Below are 18,802 nucleotides of genomic sequence, written 5' to 3' on the forward strand. Positions count from 1 at the left end.
ATGTATATATTAGTAAAATTAATGCTTGGTGTCGGCGCTTTCTACTCCTCAACCTCATCTGCTGAAACGCTATTTTTAGACGTGTATCTAAATGGTAAACCAGTGAGTGAGTTAGTACAGTTTGAAAACAAAAATAATCATTTTTGGAGTACTGATGATGTACTTGGGGATTCACTGCTTGCTGATTATGCGAGTGAATTGAAGGGTAAAGTCGATTATTGTGGTTTACAATCTATAAGCTGTAAATACAGTTATGAAAAACAACGATTATACCTCACGGCTGACGCAGATTTGTTTCCAGATCAAGTTATCACAAGCAAAAGAAAAAACACGCTTGCGATCACTAAATCTCGCGGAGCATTATTAAATTACGATATATATTATCGAAACTATGAATCAGGTTCTGCGACCACTGATATTTTCAGCAATGGCGAGCATTTTCTGAATTGGGTATTTTCGAAACTACGGCAAATTTGCGTAAAGAGTGGAATAGTTCTAGTAACACCTCTGTTTCAGAGGGGATGACCCGTTACGATAGTTTTTGGCAATATAATGACGAAGAAAAAATGCGTTTTTGGCGAGTCGGAGACCTTCTTACGAGCGGTAGCCCTTTGGCCAGACAGGTTCGAATGGGGGGATTAAAGTTATCTCGCCGGTTTGAGCTAAATCCACAATTTGTTAGTTACCCATACCCTGAGTTTGTTGGCAGTGCCGTATTACCCTCTGATGTTGAAGTTTTCGTCAATAACTACAAAATGTTTAGCGGTAATGTAGATCCTGGGAACTTCATTCTCGACAGCGAGCCTAGGGTAAATGGCTTTGCTAGTGCAAGTATTGTTACCACCGACATCAATGGCCAAGCAGTAACTCGCGACCTGCAATTTTACGTTGCCCCTGAACTATTGAAAAAAGGGATTTACGATTACGATTTAAACTTAGGTATGCTGAGAAAGAACTTCGGTATAAAGTCGTTTGATTACGATACAAATCTTACAGGTATAGCTGATATTCGCTATGGCTTAACAAACAATATTACCATTTTCAGTCATACTGAACTTAATAAATATGTTTATAACTTAGGTATAGGCACTGACTTCACTTATGGTAATGCAGGGGTATTTTCATTTGCTCTAGCCCATGGTAAAGGTAAGGACAATAGCGGTTGGTTAGGCTCTGCAGGATATCGCTTTCAGGCAGATAACTGGGGGCTTTCGGCTAAAGTAAAGCAGCAGCAAGCAGGTTATAGCGATATTGGTACCAGCCAAGCTATCTCACCAATCAAGCGAGAAGCGCAAGTCAATACGGCATATTCATTCGCTAATGGAGTATCGTTGGGGATTGGTTATTTTGATATTGAAAAGTTTGATAATGAAAACCGACAACTACTGTCAGGTTTTTACAACCAGTCAATAGGAGAATCATCTCTGTCGGCCAATGTTAATTTGGACCTTAATACAAAAGATCTCAGTGTAGGTTTAAACCTATCCATTCCTTTTGGCCAACGTTTAAGAGCCAGTATCAATCACGTACAAAATAGACGGACTAAAAACCGAACCGTGGCTTCAGCTTCAATGTCACGTGTTGGGAATCGTGGTTTTAAAGGTGCTGTGAGTAATGTTATTGGTTCAAGTGATCTATCTGCAAATGGCAGTTGGCGTACCGATAAAGTAGAGCTGAGTTCAGGCTATTACAACCGTGGAGGATCAAGTGGTTATTGGGGGCAGTTGTCTGGTTCATTGGTGCTCTCTAAAAACCGCTTATTAATGGGGAATCGTGTTGCTGATACTTTTGCTGTTGTTTCAACTGGTGGAATTAAAGATGTACCGGTACTGGTAGAGAATCAGGTAGTAGGAAAGTCTGATGAAGAAGGGGTTTTGCTTGTGACAGGGCTTGCATCATATAACCCAGTCAATGTCAGTATCAGCACTAAAACTTTACCAATAGATACCAATGTAGTTAACGATAGAGTACAAATTCTGGCAGCTGAAAATCATGGTATTGACATAGATTTTCAGCTTTATCAAACTAAAGCAGCTATTATTATCCTCAACGATGAGAGCGGTCGACCGATCCCGGTTGGCGCAACTGCTAGCTTAAATGAAGAGCAGGGCGATAACTTCGTAGGATGGGACGGCGAGCTGTATTTAGAAAAGCTCCAAGACAACAATACATTAATACTTACGTGGGATGATAAACAGTGTGTTTTAGAGTTCCCTTATATTAAGGAGAGTGAAGACGTGCCAGTTATTGGCCCTCTCACTTGCTCAGCTGAAGCATCGGACGCCATAGTACTACTTATTGATGCTAACGAGTTACCAATCCCTGCTGGCAGTTTAGCGATTATTAATGATCAAGCTGCTCCCTTTGTGGTCGGGCTTAATGGAGAACTTACCCTCAGTGGATTATTAGCACAAAATATAGTAACAGTTAACTGGGCGGGCCAAGAATGTTCAGCAGAGTTTAGTTATTACAAACAAAGTACCGATATTCCCGTTATTGGGCCAGTCAAATGTGAGAAAAAGACATTTATGGCGACTGTGATTGTAAAGGATAGTCGAGGTCAACCAATCCCTGCAGGAGCGAATGCAGTAATAAATGCGGAGCAATCGCATACCGTATCGCACAATGGAGAAATTTATCCACAAGCGCTACAAGACACAAACCAAATGGTATTAACGTGGAGCAACAAGCAATGTACTGTGTCCTTTAGTTATGACCAAGTCAATCATCAAAAAGCGATTATTGGGCCGCTGCAGTGCAAAGAAAGCTTATTACCAACAGCTGTGCAGCAGTCTGAAGCTATTGGGGACAAAGAAGCACGTAAAGCACCAAAAACTGAAACTAAGCGCAGTGTGGCTGAGCCTGTAGAGTTAGAAACAGAGGAATATACTGATGACTTGCCTTTAAAAGATACGCCTTTGAAGGACACATTATCAGTTAAAAAATCAATTACACCTTTACAAGGTAGTAATGATTTTAATAACTCTACAGAGCTAAAAAATAAGCAGCACAAAGATGACTTTTATTTAGACGACATTAATTTTGACGAGCACTTTTCAAATAATGCTAAACCGTCGTTGACAACACAAGGTGATGGAACATCAAATATTTGTGCTGGTTTAATTGTTAAAAAACATTTTACCTCATCATATCTAGCTCAAAAGCCAACGACGGTGATGCCTAATCTGCAAAATGTTCAATCAATAAGCAAACAAACCATATCAATGGCATATCAAGAGTGTGAACATCATCGCAATAAGGTAACAGTTATTTGTCAGGTCAATAAGCAACTTAAGCAACAAAGCTTAGATGTAACAAATAAATCGAATAGATTAGTACGTATTTCGACCCGAGGAGAATCAGTATGAATACCATATCTAAACTTTGCTGTGGCGCTATAATGGTCATGACCTGTGAAACGGCATTAGCGGATTGCGTTGTTGGGGGAAATAGCAACCAAAACTTGGGTACCTTTAATTCAAACTCAATATCGACTGGGGTAGTTGAAACATCATTTAGTTCTGACTTTGCTTGTTCGGGTTTTGTTAACCTATTAGACTTTAGTGAAATTGATGCCACATTAGTTGCTGCTGATTTCCAACTAACTGCAACTAATGGCGATGCGATCCCTTACACCCTCTATACAGCAGCAGAGCGAACAGATCCATTTACCCTGAACGAAACCGTTAGCTTTGGTTCGTTTAACTTATTAGACTTGCTTGGTTTGTTTGGAGACGATGGTACGATTCCAATCTATTTATCAACAGGGACTTCGAATGTCGGTGTTGGGTCGTATAGCGATTCAATTACAATATTTTGGCAGTGGGATTATTGCTCTGGAATTGGTTTATCGGGTATATGTCTTGGAAGAGATGAAGGGTCTGCTAGTGTAGTTGTTAATGTTCAACTCGATGTTACTGCTAGTTGTAGCGTACAAACATCGGATGTTTCATTAGGCACCGTATCTTATTTAGGTGATTTACATAGTGCTATTTTGCCTTTTGATGTCAACTGTACAAAACAATTAAGTTATCAGTACTTTGTTGACGGTGGTGATAACTTTACTAATGGCAACCGTAATATGGTATTTGGCGGTGAAAGCATTGCTTATAAAATCTCTGCGACCGATGGTAATACTGCTATTGGTCCTGATGTAGGCGCCAGTGTAGCAGGGGTAGGCATTGGCAATAACCAAGCTTATCAATTTTTAGTTGAAACATTGGTAGAAGATAGGTTCCCATCACCTGGTTTATATGCTGATCGCGTGAGAGTTATTGTAGAGTTTTGATAAAAGGATAGCAGGTATAAATTACTAACTGATTGCAATGAATACGCAAACCATTTATAAATAAAAATTTCGCTAGGTTTGTATTGAGTTGCGATCTTTTTTATTATCTACTGACAAATAATCTTACTCCGCTGCCCTTACAAAGATATAAATTGATTGCTCTGAGTTACTAGTAATAAAAATACAGGCAGTGCGACAATTATAACGGAAAATATATAGACGACTGATAATTTGAAGGAATATTCAATTAATAATCAAGAAGTAAAAATAACAACCTTTAATTTATTTAACTACCTTGAGCCACCTAACGCCTATTATGAATTTGAACGCATATACACCGCTGAGCAATGGGTAAGAAAACAACGATGGATAACTGAATACATAAAGGAGCAGCAGCCCGATGTAATTGGTTTTCAGGAAATATTTAGCATTGAGTCGCTTAAAGAATTAATGCTAAACCAAGGTTACGAGCACTTTGCTGTAGTTGATAAACCCCATGTTATAGATGATTTTATTTTTAAGCACCCAGTCGTCGGCATCGCCTCTAAATACCCGATTGTTGATGTTATAGCTGTAGAGCATGATAAAGAACTTGCATGCTCACTTGGTTTAACAGAAGCATTTTTATTTAGCCGAAAGGTACTAAGAGCCACAATTACTTTACCGCATTTAGGGAACACTGATTGTTATGTTGTGCACTTTAAATCTAAGCGAGGCATGATTGAGACTGATGAGCACACTAAAGCACTTACGCCCGAGCAAAACATAATCGAAATATTAAAAGCGAATGTAGCAGGTGGCTGGGGCTCTACTATACAGCGCGGCAGCGAAGCGACTTTACTTATGATACAAATGATCACCCGACGAGAAGCAACTCAATACCCTATGGTATTAATGGGGGATTTTAACAACGACCTAACCGATGGTGTGCTTAGCCATTTACTGACAAATACACTCAGGTTTGCGCCCGCACTGGATGCCAAAGCCTACCTTGCTAAATATTGTTTGTATGACTCGTGGGCGTTATTTGAAAAATTAGCTATTTCGATAGATGATGCTGAACTAGCCAATACTAATATCAATACTAATACCAATAGTGATAATAATATTGCCAAACAAGCGCCTTTAACGCGTAAGCCAACGCATTACTTTGGTACAAGCAGCTCAGTGCTCGATTATATTTTGCTGTCTTGTGAGTTTGATTCAAGTTACGACGATAGTTTTTTTGAGGTCAGCGACCATACTACCTACGACAGGCATTTAATTAACCCAGAATACGAGCGAGATGACTTAACGACCGATCATGGTGTTGTGTGTATTACTTTAAGCCTCAGAACTTAAAAAACCGTTGTAAAAAGGCACATAATAATATGTATTTATTACAAAAGTGATTTTTAATTTATTACAAGGTGCTGAATAAATTGAATTTATATTTGGTATTCATTTTGCAAAAAGTATTGCAGCTTTAATTACTTAGTTTTAATAATAAAGGATTTAACAATGACGGAAGTTTCTTTATCTGCTTATTTAGGGTTTTATTTTTACTTAATTATGCTGGTGGTGCAGTGGGGGGTAGCAACATTTAGTAAAGCTAAAGAACCCGGTGCAGTGCCGGGTAAAATTAGTGACGATTTATCGCACGGTAGCTTTATATTTAGAGCGCATCGTACCTTTCAAAATACATTAGAAAACAGCGCTTTGTTTATTGGTACGGTGTTATTTGCATTTGTAATTAACTACCAAAGTGCTGCTTTTGCACTGTGTGTATGGGTGTATGTTGTTGCTCGTATAGTTCATATGGTGCTTTATTACGTTATAGCAACAGAGAAAAATCCAAGCCCACGTACTTATTTCTTTTTAATCAGTTTTATTGCCAACATTGTCATGTTGGTATTAATAGGTTTACGGTTAATTGCTTAATAAGTAAACCACGACGTTATAGCTAAAGTGCTATAACGTCGTGTTATATTTACAGCTACTCCACCCCAATAAACCCGCCGGTTTGATGTGCCCAAAGGCCTGCATATATTCCACCTTGAGCAATCAGTTCATCGTGCGAGCCTTGCTCAACTACGCCACCATTATCCAACACGATGAGTCTATCCATTTGAGCAATGGTAGACAGCCTGTGCGCAATAGCAATTACCGTTTTGCCTGTCATTAAATCATCCAGACTTGCTTGAATAGCCGCTTCAACTTCTGAGTCAAGTGCACTGGTTGCTTCGTCTAAAATAAGAATAGGGGCATTTTTAAGTAACACACGTGCAATGGCAATACGTTGGCGTTGACCGCCCGATAGCGTGACACCACGTTCTCCTACTTGTGCATTAAACCCTTTGTTGCCTTTTGAATCTTCTAAGTCATTAATAAACTCTAGGGCTTTAGCTTGCTTTGCTGCGTTTAACATTTCGGCTTCGGTGGCATCGGGGCGGCCATATAAAATATTGTCTTTTACTGAGCGGTGAAGTAGTGAGGTGTCTTGAGTTACCATAGCAATGTAACGACGAAGGCTTTCTTGACTTACGTCAGTAATATTTTTCCCATCAATTTTTATGCATCCAGAGTCGGTATCGTAAAAGCGAAGTAGTAGATTAACAAGCGTTGATTTACCCGCGCCAGAACGTCCAACTAACCCTATTTTTTCACCTGGTTTTATGTTGAGATTTAACCCGTTCATTACCGGTCCGCGGTGGGTTTCGTTAGCGGCTTTGCCATAATTAAAGTGGATATTTTGAAACTCAATGCTTCCTTGTGTTACTTCAAGGGTGTTTGCATTAGGTTTATCGTCTACTTTTATTGGGTTTGAAAGCGTTTTCATACCATCGGTGGCGGTGCCAATGTTTTCAAATAGGCTACTTATTTCCCACATGATCCATTGCGCCATGCCATTTAATCTAAGCGATAAACTCACTGCAACAGCTATGGCGCCAGTGCTAATTGCACTTAATGACCATAAATAAAGTGATAATGCGGCAACACTAAACACCAATAAGTAGTTTAGCGTATTAATTGCAAAGTTAAGGCTGGTTACTAAACGCATTTGTTTGTACACAGGTTGTAAAAATACATCCATGCTTTGTTTAGCATATTGCTCTTCCCGCTGGGTGTACGAAAAAAGTTTAATAGTTGAAATGTTTGTATAGCTATCAACAATACGGCCCGTCATTTCTGAGCGGGCGTCGGCTTGTGAACTGGCTATTTTTTTAAGTTTAGGAACAAAGTAAACCTGTATTGAAGCATACAACGCAAGCCATACAAGCAATGGGATCATTAAGCGCCAGTCAGCTTCAGCCACTAAAAACACCATTGCGCCAAAGTAAACCACTATGTACATAAGTACATCAAGCAACTTCATTACTGCTTCGCGAACCGCTAAAGACGTTTGCATGACTTTGGTGGCTATTCGTCCAGCAAATTCATTTTGGTAAAAACTCACACTTTGGCGAAGTAAATATCGATGCGCCGACCAACGAATTGACATAGGGTAATTGCCCAGTAAGGCCTGATGCAAGATGGCTGCATGAAAAAAAACCACTATGGGCAAAACGACTAACAGCATAATAGCCATTTTGATAAGTTCAGACTTTTGTTCTACAAACAGGGTTTGAGGTGTATGCGTACTTAGCCAATCTACTAATTGGCCCATATAACTAAATAACGAAACTTCTAAAATAGCCAAGAGCGCCGCACTTATCGACATAAGTACTAGTGAGAGTTCCATGCCCTTGGTGTAATGGCGGCAAAACGCAAATAAAGTAGAAGGCGGCTGAGTGGGTTTTTCCTCAGGAAATGCGTTGGTCATTCTTTCAAATAATCGATACATTTTAAAAACTTAAATAGCAAATAATATGGGGTATCATACCATTTAAGTATTTTTAAATGCAGTTTTGTGTTCACTAACCTGAACTCAGGTTAATCATTACTTAGGTAGGCTATTTTACCTAACAGGGTTCGAAAGGTTTATGCCTCGGCTCATATATAAGTCGTCGTATTTTAACCCACCGTTGCCATAGGGCTTTTTAGCCGGTCCGGTGTTTGCGTTTGCTAAAAAGTAAATAAGTGGTTGTTCGCGTTTCATTCTAAATTTTGCATTTTTATATACCAGTGTTTGAGTTGTAAACTCCCCACCTTGAACATACACATTATATTGTTGGCCTTGCATTTTTGTAGGCGCGTTATTAACCACATACCAAATGCTGTACCATTGATTTGTATTGAGTGGCTGTGCTGATTGAGCGGCTTTGTAGTTTTGTATATTGCTGTAGCCATTGTCTGTTTTAACCATTAACGTACCGTTGTTTTTAAACCCATTCGACTCGGCTTTATCTGTTACACGCAACGTGGGTTCAAACGCGTTGTAACCCTGCTTTTTTATTTCATTTGGTTGCAGATTACTTAATCCAAAAGCATGGTTATTAGGAAATGTTTCTACATTTATACGTGTAAAAAACGTGTAAGTTTCACCAACTTCTACTACTTTTGGCAGTTTGGTAAAGCTGAGTGCTTTTCGGTTGCCAAAAATACCTTCGGCGGCTGGTTTTTTTAACAAATAATGATTTGAGGATTCAGCCTCTTGCGATATTTTTGTCACTTGTGGGTAGGGTACGTATGGATTGGTTTGATTGTCTGTATCAGCTTTTTGCCATGTTAACGTTTGCGTTTCAAAATTATCGATCAACAACCATTGAGACGTGGAAGAGTGTTGGTGATTTTGACTACATGCCACTAACGAGGTTAACCCCATTAGTAGAAGACCGTTTTTATAGCGCATTGTTTGCTCTTTATGTAATTGGTATTGACAGCATAAACAGAAGTAAATTTATATTGGTAATAAGATTTAGTTGGGTGGTTTTAATTTGCTATTACCAAATTGCATTTACTTTATAACCAATAATAACCTAATTGTAAATCAAAATAATTTGACAGGATTAAATATAGGTAAAAATAATATAAGATTTGACGTGTTCGCAGTAAATTACTGAAACTTATTCATATTAAATAACTTTATAGTTAACATGCGTATGTATTTATTTTTAAGAAATTAATAAGGAAATATTATGTATTCAGGCGCTTGTTTGTGTGGAAAAGTAAACGTAAAAATTACAGGTAATATTACCAGTATTATTCACTGCCACTGCTCTTTGTGTAGAAAAAACAGCGGGACGGCATTTGCTACAAATGGTTTTGTAAATGCAGATGAGTTTTTAATTACTCAAGGGCAAGACTCATTAAGTGGTTATTCGTTTAAACCTGGTAGAACACGGTATTTTTGCACCTGCTGCGGTTCGCCTATTTATAGCGCAAACAGCAGTGATATTAGCCGTATTCGTATTCGGTTAGGTTTACTGGATACAGATATTACAGAAAAACCGTTATCTCATAATTTTGTTACTTCAAAAGCGAATTGGGAGCAGTTAGAAACCAGTTTGCCTTGCTATGTAAAGCATGAGCCAGGTCGCTAATTACTGCGATTCAATGTGATAAATATGGTTAATATCTTTATATAAATTGGGTGCAAGGTGCTCAAAAACTGCAGAATTTTGAATTTCATCAACGCTAATGTGTTTTAACGAACTGGGGCTTAAAACAATAACTATATTTTTATACTCATTAAATTCAACAAGCGCGATTGCTTTAAAGTACTTTCTTAACATGGCCAGTAACAGGTGTAACTCTTGAGCTGTTTTAGGGTTTATGTTGAGTGTTATTTGGCTATTTGAATGACAACAGTGCGTCATATTTTGCCAAAAAAGAGCATTATTTAAAAAGGGCTGGTGATGCTCTCCACTGAATATGTCGATGGTGATCACATCGTATTTAATTTCACATTGCTGAATAAATTGCTCAGCTGATTGTATAAATACAGAGTGTGTTTTTGGCAATTTAAAATGTGTATGTGCAATTTCAACCACATCAGGGTTAATTTCAATGGTATTAAAAGTATGTAGATTTTTTATAAGTTGTTTTTTATTAAGCAAGTAGTATATAGCGCGCTCTACTCCCGCCGTTCCCAGTCCTAAATTTAGCATTTTGAGATTGGTTACTGACTTTAATAAAAAAAGTAGCATGCTTTGATTAACAGGTACTAAGACGCGCTCTGGACTACTTTGGCTCATTACACCCTGAATAACAGCATCTTGCTCACGTTTTTCATCAAGTGTTAACCAACGGTATTGCGAGTTTTCATAAACATAGATAGGACCTAGCGCCGTTTGCTTAAACTGCACAAGGTTACATTTTAGCGTTTCATTTTTTAACTGGCGCATACTTTTACTATTTTAAATGATGACTAAATTGGAATTCTGATTAAGTGATTTACTAACTTATCAAATCATGATGATAATTAAACTTTCCAAGCCTAGGACCTTTAATAAAAACAAGGCGAACTTACAGGCAATAGTTGCTCGAAATTGATTTATTATCCAGAGTCTTCGTTTATTAGTTTGGCACGAAAATAAAAAGTTTACTTAAGTTATTCGGTTTTAAGTTTATTGATTTGCTTAACCGTGTAGTATTTTGGTTTAAATTAAATCATTTAATACATTCAAGGAAAGAAAAATGGGATTAATTTTAGGCCCTGTATTGGTAGTTTGGCTCGCTATTTTTATTTATTCAACTCGACTTGGTTATTTGCTTATTCACAAAAATATGGCTTTAGAGGTCACGCTCATTACTTTGACAGTGGCTTTAGTTGGTGCTATTGCCTTTGTATTTTATGGTTACAAACAATTTATAAATGAAACGTCATTATGGGCATTTGAGATACCTAGCTACTTTGTTTTCAACAAATTTGCAATATTTAGTGTTGGTTTGGCTTTATGTATAAAATTTTTTATTACTAGCTCACAAAATAGCGTAGGGCTGGCCTGTGTTGTTTTTGTAATTTTGTTTGTGTTTTCAGCTTCGGTATTATTAAGTGTGGGTTTGCATGACCGTTTTATAAGTTATAACAATATCCAACTTACTCATTAATTCAAGGATAGAAGATGAGATCGTTTATTTGCGCTGTACATTTTGTGTGTGCTCAGTGGCTGAAAAAAGTGGATCCAAAAAACACGCATACGGGTTACAAAGCGAGTGTACTCATCGGTATGGTCTTATCTGTTTATATAGGGATATTTGCTCTTATTTTTTGTTTTGACTATGCAAAAATACTGACAGATTCATTAAGACATAATTTAATAGTATCTAGTGCACTTTATTTAGCGCTTATTATAGGGGGGATGAATTTAGTAATTGGTAACGCCTCTGATTATAAAGTCAGAGTTCGCAAAAGGGTGAACAAAAAAGTTATTAAACATTATACCTTAGGGCTAAAGCTGTGGATATTTGGTTTGATCCCTTACTTTATAATCATGGCAACTATTTTTATATTGAACTCGAATTAGAACCCTTCTTTACTGCGCTTTAGCGTACTTATTTTCGTATTTACCTCAAATCAATTGCGATATACAAATACATAGGTAATTGTGAACCAATAACAATAAGGAGCGACATATATGCTTAAACCATCAATAAAATTATTAAAGGTAAGCGCGCTTGCGCTTGCTTGCTCAGTATCGAGCGGAGCTAGTGCGGCTGAGGTGCAATACAAAGACCAACAGAAATCACATGATATTGCTGCAAACGTATCAGCTGAGCGAATTGGTAGTGATATTCAAACGCTGGTGGACTTTGGTACACGTCATACACTTTCAGAAACTAAATCTGACACGCGAGGTATTGGCGCCGCAAGACGTTGGATTAAAGCCGAGTTTGAAAAAATATCAGCGCAATGTGGTGGTTGCCTAGAAATTATTGAGGTATCGGACACTATATCTGGTGAAAAACGTATCCCTAACCCAGTTGAGGTAGTCAATATTGTTGCTATTCAACGAGGAAGCACTGAGCCAAATCGTATGGTGATGATGTCGGGTGATATAGATTCACGTGTCAGCGATGTCATGGACTTTACTAGTGACTCACCGGGTGCAAATGATAATGCATCTGGGGTCGCTGGAGTTATTGAAGCAGCTCGGGTATTGAGTAAATATAAATTTAATGGCTCTGTAGTTTACGCCGCGTTATCGGGAGAAGAGCAGGGGTTATTTGGTGGTAAAATTTTAACAGCGTACGCTCAAAAGAATAACTGGCAAGTACATGGTGTTTTAAATAATGACATGATAGGCAATATTACGGGCATAAACGGTGTGACCGATAATACGACTGCACGTATTTTTTCAGAAGGTACACGTGTTGTTGAAACAAAAGCGCAAGCTCGTACTCGCCGGTTTACAGGTGGTGAGGTTGATTCTGCGAGTAGAAATCTAGCGCGTTATATTGATACCGTTGCAGATAGATATATACCCAACCTAGACACAATGCTTGTTTACAGATTAGACAGGTTTGCACGAGGCGGACACCATAGACCATTTAATGATGCCGGGTTTGCAGCGGTGCGTATAATGGAAACCAATGAGCATTATGATCGCCAACACCAAGACTTACGCACAGAAAATGGCATTACATACGGAGATACAATTGACGGTGTTGATTTTGATTATGCAGCAAAATTAACATCACTTAACGCAGTGACTATGGCATCTATGGCATGGGCTCCATCCCCTCCAAAAGACGTTAAAATTACAGGCGCGGTTAAGGCCAGTACTTCCTTTTCGTGGCGAAAAAGTAATGATGATACCGTTGCCGGTTACAAAATATACTGGCGTTACACAAGCGAACCGCAATGGCAGTTTAGTAAATACGTGGGTAATGTTTCTGATTTCACACTTGAAAACGTTGTAATAGATAATTACTACTTTGGCGTATCATCAGTAAGTCATGATGGTTTTGAGTCGCCAGTCGTATTTCCAGGTGATGTTGGTTCGTTTGACCATAATATAAAATAGCAATTTGTATAAAAACAAAGCAGTCAGAGTTTTTAAAGTGCAAGCAGCCTGTTTTATGCTTGCACCTTATTTACTAAGACCTTACAGTGTTTAAAAAGAAGTAATAAGGTCATTACAATGGAACAACAACAAAAACAATTAACACCTGAAGAGCAAGCTTTAGCCGAACAACAACGTGTTGCATGGCAACGTGGATGTTTTCAAACAGCACAAAAATATTTAGCAGAAAAAGGCATTATGCCTAAGTCGGTAGTTGAGCAAGACAGCCGTTTTTTAGCGCCTATTTGCGCTATGTGGAAATTTAAAGCGCAAAATGGAAAAACCTATTGGGTTGTTACAGGCCAATTACCAACAGATCATGCTGAAGTGGGGGCGGCATCAGATGCACGTGATGCTATGCGTTATTTTTCGCTGCAATGGCAGCTAAAAGCAGACCAGATAATGAGTACGGGCGCACGTGATAAAACACAGGCAGATTTTGCTAACTTATTAGTGAAAAGAGCGCATGGTCTATACGAGTTATACGATAACGATAAGCTTTGGGCTCACGAACCAAAATAATCAAAAAAGGGTAATCGATTGTCGATTACCCTTACAATTCAATTAATGAACTAACGTAAAAGGTGTTGTATCTGCACACCTAACTGGGCATTTAAGCCTTTGCCTAGGTATACCCGCTTCCATAAATACGTTGCCTTGCTTTATAAATCCATTACGTATAAAGCGTTCAACTTCGTGTAATACACAGTTAACGCTAATAGACTCAATGCCTTGCTCTGTAGCCAAATCAAAAATGTAATTGAGTAATGAGCAATATACCTTTCGGTTTCTGTGATCAGGCAGTACAGCTAAGCGACTAATTAAGCCGTCATCACATAATCGTGCAGTAGCTACAGGACAACGGGTATCGTCTGTTACAAGTACATGCAAAGCTAATTTATCGTAGTTATCAAATTCAACGCGTTTAGGTATGTGCAGCTCATAAACAAAAACGCGCTCCCTTATTTGTTGTAACTGATCTTTTTGTCGATCCCATTCAACTTTAGTTACTCGATAACCCACAATGGCCTCCTACTTGTTACTCTTGGTTTGTGTTAAACCAAATACCTTCATTAACAAGTGTAGTAAACATTTGAACAAAAACTAGGCTGTTTTTTGTTTTAACCATTTCGTTAGTCTTAAACTCAGTCTCGTCGGTCAGTAATTTTACTGCTGCTAAGTCCTCGAGAGGCAGTGTAAAATTTTCACCATTCACACTGACAAGAAGTTCATTATCACACAGCTGATAAATTGCACGTGTGCCACCTACTCGTTCAAAAATAGTTTCTGGCTCTGCCAATTCTTTTAGTATTTGCTCTTGGGTAAAAGCAGGCTCTACTGGTGCTAAGTCCATTTCATGCTTTGGTTGGCTTAAGGTTTTGCCAAGCCACTGCTTAAATAAATCGTCATTTTCTAGCATTGACGCCATAAGGTGTTTAACTTTTTCTACTTCAGCGTTGTTAAGTTTACCTTTAGAGGCTCTGCTTACTATATTATGATCGGTGTAGCGCGTTTGACCACTTTCAGTATCAATAATATGATCGGCAAAGCTTGAAAGTAAATCTTGCTGATTTGGTGCTCTAAATCCAACAGAGTAATTAAGCGCATTTTCAACTGCGTAGCCTTCATGCGGGCAGCCTGGCGGGATATACAAAATATCACCGGGCTCTAAAATACAGTCTATGACTGCTTCAAAGGCTTCAACTTGTAATAGTTTTTTATTTTGAGCAAATTGCTTAAGCGTTGGGTCGGGTAGGCCTACTCGCCAATGACGCTTTCCTTCACCTTGAATAATGAAAACATCGTATTGATCTAAATGCGGGCCAACACCCCCATTAGGGGTAGAAAAGCTGATCATTAAATCATCAATGCGCCAGTTAGGAATAAATCTAAAGGGCTCTAGCAGCAAAGCTGCATCAGGATGCCAGTGATCAACTGCTTGTACTAATAACGTTGAATTTTGCTCTGTAAGTACTTCAAAGTCTTCAAAAGGTCCTTGATGAGTTTGCCAATCGTTGTTGTGATTAGTAACGATACGCGACTCAATAGAGTCTTCCATGGCTAAGCCAGCAAGTTCGTTTGCATCAAGTGGATCTTCAAAGTGACTAAACCCTTGTTTGATCAAAAGCGGCTTTTTTTGCCAAAAATGGGTTAAAAATTCTTGTTCAGATAAATCGTTTATTTTTAATTGATACATGCGTTTGCCTGCTGGTAATTGCTTTGTTTTTTATACAAAAAAAGCGAAAGGATAAACCTTTCGCTTTTTAATAGTCGCGTTTAATTATTAAACTAAATCGTCAATAAATTCAACCGCGCGGCCAATGTAATTAGCCGGTGTTAGTTTTTTCATTTCTACTTTGGCATCTTCTGGCAGGTCTAAGCCATCGATGAAGTCAGCCATTATTTCTTGATTTACGCGTTTACCACGGGTTAAATCTTTAAGTTTTTCGTATGGCTTTTCAATACCGTATTTGCGCATAACAGTTTGAATAGGCTCAGCAAGTAATTCCCAGTTTTGATCTAGCTCTTCAAGCAGACGTTGTTCGTTAACTTCAAGTTTACTAACACCTTTAAGGGTTGATTGATATGCAATAAGCGCATAACCCATACCCACACCAAGGTTACGTAACACAGTTGAATCTGTAAGGTCACGCTGCCAGCGAGAAACAGGCAGTTTTTGTGCAAGGTGTGCAAAAATTGCATTAGCTAAACCCAAGTTACCTTCTGAGTTTTCAAAATCAATAGGGTTAACTTTATGCGGCATTGTTGATGAGCCAATTTCGCCTGCAATTGTTTTTTGCTTAAAGTGGTTAAGGGCAATGTAACCCCAAACGTCACGATCAAAATCAAGCAAAATAGTATTAAAACGTGCAATTGCATCAAATAATTCTGCAATGTAATCATGCGGTTCAATTTGTGTAGTAAATGGGTTTAATGTTAAACCTAAGCTTGATACAAACTTATCTGCATGTGTATGCCAGTCGTAATCTGGGTATGCACTTAGGTGAGCATTGTAGTTACCTACAGCACCATTTACTTTACCTAGCATTTCAACTTGCGCAATTTGGTCGCGTTGACGCTTTAAACGCATGTATACGTTTGCAAACTCTTTACCCATAGTTGATGGTGTAGCAGGTTGTCCGTGTGTACGAGTCATCATTGGCACTGATTTATACTCAATCGCTTTTTCTTTAATGGCGTTAAGTAATTGGTCACAATATGGTAGCAATACGTTGTCACGGGCTTCAGTTAACATTAAACCATGTGATAGGTTATTAATATCTTCAGAGGTACATGCAAAGTGAATAAATTCGTTGATAGCATGAAGCTCTGCGTTATCAGCCACTTTTTCTTTTAGAAGGTATTCAACGGCTTTAACGTCGTGGTTAGTTGTACGTTCAATGTCTTTAACGCGCTGAGCGTCGGCTTCACTGAAGTTATCAACAATAGCGTTTAAAAGTGCATTTGCTTGTTCGCTAAATGCCGGTACTTCTTTAATGTCGCTTGCTGCAGCTAGCGCTTGCAACCAACGCACTTCAACAATTACGCGGTATTTAATTAAGCCAAATTCGCTGAAAATACTGCGTAGTTCAGTGGTTTTGCTGCCGTAGCGACCATCAACTGGCGAGATAGCCGTTAACGCTGAAAGCTCCATAATAACTCCTAAATATTTGTTTGAACGATAATTAAATTTTTGCTTTAGCAATGGCGATTATTTTTCTTTTTGCAAAGAAAAAGTGACGGCGTTTACCGCCCATTTGTCGCCACAATACTGCACTTCTGATCCCGGCAAGTAGTAATGCGCGGATTTTATTTTGAGTGAGTTGCTGTTTTAATAACTCGGGTTTACCATAAACCTGTATTCGGTGCCCAAGGGGGCTTAGCACCGACGAGTATATATCTGCCAAACCGGCAACAACGGTGTCATCGGTTATGGCAAAATGGTCTAAACGACGATGAATATCATCAATACGTTTACCTAATTCGTTTAAGCTTTTGTCGTTTGCGCTAAGTGCTCGCTCAAGCTGCATTAAGCCACCAACATATTTTACAATCTCAACATCTTTCTGAGCGCCCGCAGAGAGTTGTTCCATCAAGGTTTTGTAGCCATCTCGTAAATTATGAGTACCTTGGTATACATCTTCTGGTGATGCTGGTGATGTTTGAACAATACTAGAAAGCAGTATGTCTAAATCGTGCTCATTATTACTGCCATATTGCGCGATTTTTTGTACTTGTTTAGCGGCTTGGCACATAGCGGCAAGCGCCATAACTTGGTGTTCATTCATTACTTGATCACCGAGTCAATAATACCGCCGCCTAAGCAAACTTCTTGCGCATAAAATACCGCAGACTGACCTGGTGTAACCGCTTTTTGAGGTTCATCAAATAACACACGGGCCATACCGTCATCCCCAACAAGCAAAGTACAGTTTATATCTTCTTGGCGGTAACGTGTTTTAACGGTGCAACGTGTCGTTCCTTTTGGACCTGTACGGTCTACCCAGTGGAGTTGGTTAGCATTTAAACCATTACTATATAGGCGTGGGTGGTCTTTACCCTGACCCACAATAAGTACGTTACGCTCAACATCTTTGTCTACAACGTACCAAGGCTCGCCAGAACCTTCTTTCATACCACCAATTAGCAAGCCCTTTCGTTGGCCAAGTGTGTGGTACATTAAGCCTTCGTGCTCGCCGACGTTATTACCTTCTGTGTCTTCAATAACACCTGGTTGAGCAGGTAAAAACTTTTGTAAAAAGTCTTTAAATTTACGTTCGCCAATAAAACAAATACCGGTGCTGTCTTTTTTATCATGAGTAATTAAATCTTGCTCTTCAGCAATACGGCGAACTTCTGGCTTGGCGATATCGCCCACAGGGAAAAGTGTTTGAGCGATGTGTTCGTGACTTAAGGTGTACAAAAAGTAGCTTTGATCTTTGTTGTTATCTAAACCACGACACATTACATATTTGTCGTCCCGAAGCTCACGACGCACATAATGGCCTGTTGCAATAAAGTCCGCACCCAGTGCTTGTGCAGCAAATTCTAAGAAGGCTTTAAATTTGATTTCTTTGTTACACATTATATCGGGGTTAGGAGTACGGCCTGCTTTGTATTCTTCTAAAAAGTATTCAAATACGTTATCCCAATATTCAGCTGCAAAGTTTACTGTATGTAGCTCAATGCCTAGCTTGTCGCATACAGCTTGTGCATCTTTTAAGTCTTCTGCAGCGGCACAGTACTCGTCATTGTCGTCTTCTTCCCAGTTCTTCATAAACAGGCCTTCTACTTGGTAGCCCTGTTGTTGTAACAAATATGCAGATACAGAAGAATCAACACCGCCGGACATGCCAACGATGACTTTAATGTGACTATTTTCGCTCATGAATAATTTCGCTTATACAGATTACTGTTAACTTGGAAAGGTGGCGATTATAGCATGTATTTTGTTTCTGCTTAAAGAGACTAACAAGGCAAACCTAACAATTAGTGGGTATTTTATTAATATAATAAATAGCTAAGTTACCTAAGGCGCTAACACAATATTTTTTTGAGCAAATTTGATTCCAATTCAATGGTTAAA

At 38.7% G+C, this 18,802-nt stretch carries 18 protein-coding genes; 10 read left to right on the forward strand and 8 right to left on the reverse strand.

From position 1 onward, the window contains the following. The 5 genes from KZZ04_RS04270 (at position 1) to KZZ04_RS04290 (ending at position 6,208) form a co-directional block, all read left to right on the forward strand. Positions 1-525: a hypothetical protein gene (locus KZZ04_RS04270; protein WP_219421942.1), complete on the forward strand. Its 525-nt coding sequence runs from the start codon at positions 1-3 to the stop codon at positions 523-525. Further along, the gene (locus KZZ04_RS04275) at positions 474-3,368 is read left to right on the forward strand and encodes a FimD/PapC C-terminal domain-containing protein (RefSeq protein ID WP_219421943.1); all 2,895 of its coding nucleotides are present in this window, start codon (positions 474-476) and stop codon (positions 3,366-3,368) included. Before KZZ04_RS04270 ends, KZZ04_RS04275 begins: the two co-directional genes overlap by 52 nt. Beyond that, complete coding sequence (locus KZZ04_RS04280; protein WP_058405516.1) at positions 3,365-4,288, forward strand: spore coat protein U domain-containing protein; 924 nt, start codon at positions 3,365-3,367, stop codon at positions 4,286-4,288. The genes KZZ04_RS04275 and KZZ04_RS04280 overlap by 4 nt, the downstream gene beginning before the upstream one ends. 231 nt (positions 4,289-4,519) lie before the next feature. Beyond that, positions 4,520-5,629, forward strand: a complete 1,110-nt coding sequence (locus KZZ04_RS04285) for an endonuclease/exonuclease/phosphatase family protein (protein ID WP_235591506.1) — start codon at positions 4,520-4,522, stop codon at positions 5,627-5,629. A gap of 159 nt (positions 5,630-5,788) precedes the next feature. After that, a complete protein-coding gene (locus tag KZZ04_RS04290) occupies positions 5,789-6,208 on the forward strand; it encodes an MAPEG family protein (protein WP_058405517.1) in 420 nt (139 codons plus the stop codon). Between the two features lie 55 nt (positions 6,209-6,263). On the opposite strand, the gene KZZ04_RS04295 is transcribed toward KZZ04_RS04290, so the two are convergent. Continuing rightward, on the reverse strand, positions 6,264-8,111 hold the full coding sequence (locus KZZ04_RS04295) for an ABC transporter ATP-binding protein (RefSeq protein WP_219421944.1): 1,848 nt from the start codon (positions 8,109-8,111) through the stop codon (positions 6,264-6,266). A gap of 114 nt (positions 8,112-8,225) precedes the next feature. Beyond that, entirely contained in the window at positions 8,226-9,059 is an 834-nt protein-coding gene (locus KZZ04_RS04300) for a hypothetical protein (RefSeq protein WP_058405519.1), read from the reverse strand. Positions 9,060-9,345: 286 nt separating this feature from the next. Here KZZ04_RS04300 and KZZ04_RS04305 point away from each other — a divergent pair, with 286 nt between their 5' ends. Beyond that, positions 9,346-9,750 carry a GFA family protein gene (locus KZZ04_RS04305; RefSeq protein ID WP_219421945.1) on the forward strand — a complete coding sequence of 135 codons (405 nt, stop codon included), beginning with the start codon at positions 9,346-9,348 and terminating at the stop codon, positions 9,748-9,750. Here the strand turns inward: KZZ04_RS04305 and KZZ04_RS04310 are convergent, their stop codons facing one another. Next, positions 9,751-10,554 carry a hypothetical protein gene (locus tag KZZ04_RS04310; RefSeq protein WP_058405521.1) on the reverse strand — a complete coding sequence of 268 codons (804 nt, stop codon included), beginning with the start codon at positions 10,552-10,554 and terminating at the stop codon, positions 9,751-9,753. 292 nt (positions 10,555-10,846) lie between these two features. Between KZZ04_RS04310 and KZZ04_RS04315 the strand changes: the two genes are divergently transcribed. The 4 genes from KZZ04_RS04315 (at position 10,847) to KZZ04_RS04330 (ending at position 13,737) form a co-directional block, all read left to right on the forward strand. After that, the gene (locus tag KZZ04_RS04315; protein ID WP_058405522.1) at positions 10,847-11,260 is read left to right on the forward strand and encodes a hypothetical protein; all 414 of its coding nucleotides are present in this window, start codon (positions 10,847-10,849) and stop codon (positions 11,258-11,260) included. Positions 11,261-11,274: 14 nt separating this feature from the next. Further along, entirely contained in the window at positions 11,275-11,676 is a 402-nt protein-coding gene (locus KZZ04_RS04320; RefSeq protein WP_058405523.1) for a hypothetical protein, read from the forward strand. Between the two features lie 111 nt (positions 11,677-11,787). Beyond that, positions 11,788-13,176 carry a M28 family peptidase gene (locus tag KZZ04_RS04325; RefSeq protein ID WP_219421946.1) on the forward strand — a complete coding sequence of 463 codons (1,389 nt, stop codon included), beginning with the start codon at positions 11,788-11,790 and terminating at the stop codon, positions 13,174-13,176. A 117-nt stretch (positions 13,177-13,293) separates the two neighbouring features. Then, a complete protein-coding gene (locus KZZ04_RS04330) occupies positions 13,294-13,737 on the forward strand; it encodes a DUF4826 family protein (RefSeq protein ID WP_058405525.1) in 444 nt (147 codons plus the stop codon). A 42-nt stretch (positions 13,738-13,779) separates the two neighbouring features. Here the strand turns inward: KZZ04_RS04330 and KZZ04_RS04335 are convergent, their stop codons facing one another. From KZZ04_RS04335 to mnmA, 5 genes are all read right to left on the reverse strand, one after another. Further along, complete coding sequence (locus KZZ04_RS04335; RefSeq protein ID WP_058405526.1) at positions 13,780-14,238, reverse strand: GNAT family N-acetyltransferase; 459 nt, start codon at positions 14,236-14,238, stop codon at positions 13,780-13,782. 16 nt (positions 14,239-14,254) lie between these two features. Beyond that, positions 14,255-15,412, reverse strand: a complete 1,158-nt coding sequence (locus KZZ04_RS04340) for a cupin domain-containing protein (protein ID WP_219421947.1) — start codon at positions 15,410-15,412, stop codon at positions 14,255-14,257. Between the two features lie 87 nt (positions 15,413-15,499). Beyond that, positions 15,500-16,870 (reverse strand): adenylosuccinate lyase, encoded by a 1,371-nt coding sequence (gene purB, locus KZZ04_RS04345; RefSeq protein ID WP_058405528.1) that lies wholly within the window; start codon positions 16,868-16,870, stop codon positions 15,500-15,502. A gap of 31 nt (positions 16,871-16,901) precedes the next feature. Continuing rightward, positions 16,902-17,504, reverse strand: a complete 603-nt coding sequence (hflD, locus tag KZZ04_RS04350; RefSeq protein WP_006792838.1) for a high frequency lysogenization protein HflD — start codon at positions 17,502-17,504, stop codon at positions 16,902-16,904. Further along, entirely contained in the window at positions 17,504-18,604 is a 1,101-nt protein-coding gene (mnmA, locus tag KZZ04_RS04355; protein WP_058405529.1) for a tRNA 2-thiouridine(34) synthase MnmA, read from the reverse strand. Before mnmA ends, hflD begins: the two co-directional genes overlap by 1 nt. Between the last annotated feature and the right edge of the window lie 198 nt (positions 18,605-18,802).

The sequence above is a fragment of the Pseudoalteromonas sp. CR1 genome (genome assembly GCF_019392235.1).
In the GTDB taxonomy this organism is placed as follows: Bacteria; Pseudomonadota; Gammaproteobacteria; order Enterobacterales; family Alteromonadaceae; genus Pseudoalteromonas.

Excerpts from the sequence above, each read along its gene's own strand:
- KZZ04_RS04270 (WP_219421942.1), top strand. The coding sequence starts at position 1 with ATGTATATATTAGTAAAATTAATGCTTGGTGTCGGCGCTTTCTACTCC.
- KZZ04_RS04280 (WP_058405516.1), top strand. The coding sequence starts at position 3,365 with ATGAATACCATATCTAAACTTTGCTGTGGCGCTATAATGGTCATGACC.
- KZZ04_RS04290 (WP_058405517.1), top strand. The coding sequence starts at position 5,789 with ATGACGGAAGTTTCTTTATCTGCTTATTTAGGGTTTTATTTTTACTTA.
- KZZ04_RS04295 (WP_219421944.1), bottom strand. The coding sequence starts at position 8,111 with ATGTATCGATTATTTGAAAGAATGACCAACGCATTTCCTGAGGAAAAA.
- KZZ04_RS04300 (WP_058405519.1), bottom strand. The coding sequence starts at position 9,059 with ATGCGCTATAAAAACGGTCTTCTACTAATGGGGTTAACCTCGTTAGTG.
- KZZ04_RS04305 (WP_219421945.1), top strand. The coding sequence starts at position 9,346 with ATGTATTCAGGCGCTTGTTTGTGTGGAAAAGTAAACGTAAAAATTACA.
- KZZ04_RS04310 (WP_058405521.1), bottom strand. The coding sequence starts at position 10,554 with ATGCGCCAGTTAAAAAATGAAACGCTAAAATGTAACCTTGTGCAGTTT.
- KZZ04_RS04315 (WP_058405522.1), top strand. The coding sequence starts at position 10,847 with ATGGGATTAATTTTAGGCCCTGTATTGGTAGTTTGGCTCGCTATTTTT.
- KZZ04_RS04320 (WP_058405523.1), top strand. The coding sequence starts at position 11,275 with ATGAGATCGTTTATTTGCGCTGTACATTTTGTGTGTGCTCAGTGGCTG.
- KZZ04_RS04325 (WP_219421946.1), top strand. The coding sequence starts at position 11,788 with ATGCTTAAACCATCAATAAAATTATTAAAGGTAAGCGCGCTTGCGCTT.
- KZZ04_RS04330 (WP_058405525.1), top strand. The coding sequence starts at position 13,294 with ATGGAACAACAACAAAAACAATTAACACCTGAAGAGCAAGCTTTAGCC.
- KZZ04_RS04340 (WP_219421947.1), bottom strand. The coding sequence starts at position 15,412 with ATGTATCAATTAAAAATAAACGATTTATCTGAACAAGAATTTTTAACC.
- purB (WP_058405528.1), bottom strand. The coding sequence starts at position 16,870 with ATGGAGCTTTCAGCGTTAACGGCTATCTCGCCAGTTGATGGTCGCTAC.
- hflD (WP_006792838.1), bottom strand. The coding sequence starts at position 17,504 with ATGAATGAACACCAAGTTATGGCGCTTGCCGCTATGTGCCAAGCCGCT.
- mnmA (WP_058405529.1), bottom strand. The coding sequence starts at position 18,604 with ATGAGCGAAAATAGTCACATTAAAGTCATCGTTGGCATGTCCGGCGGT.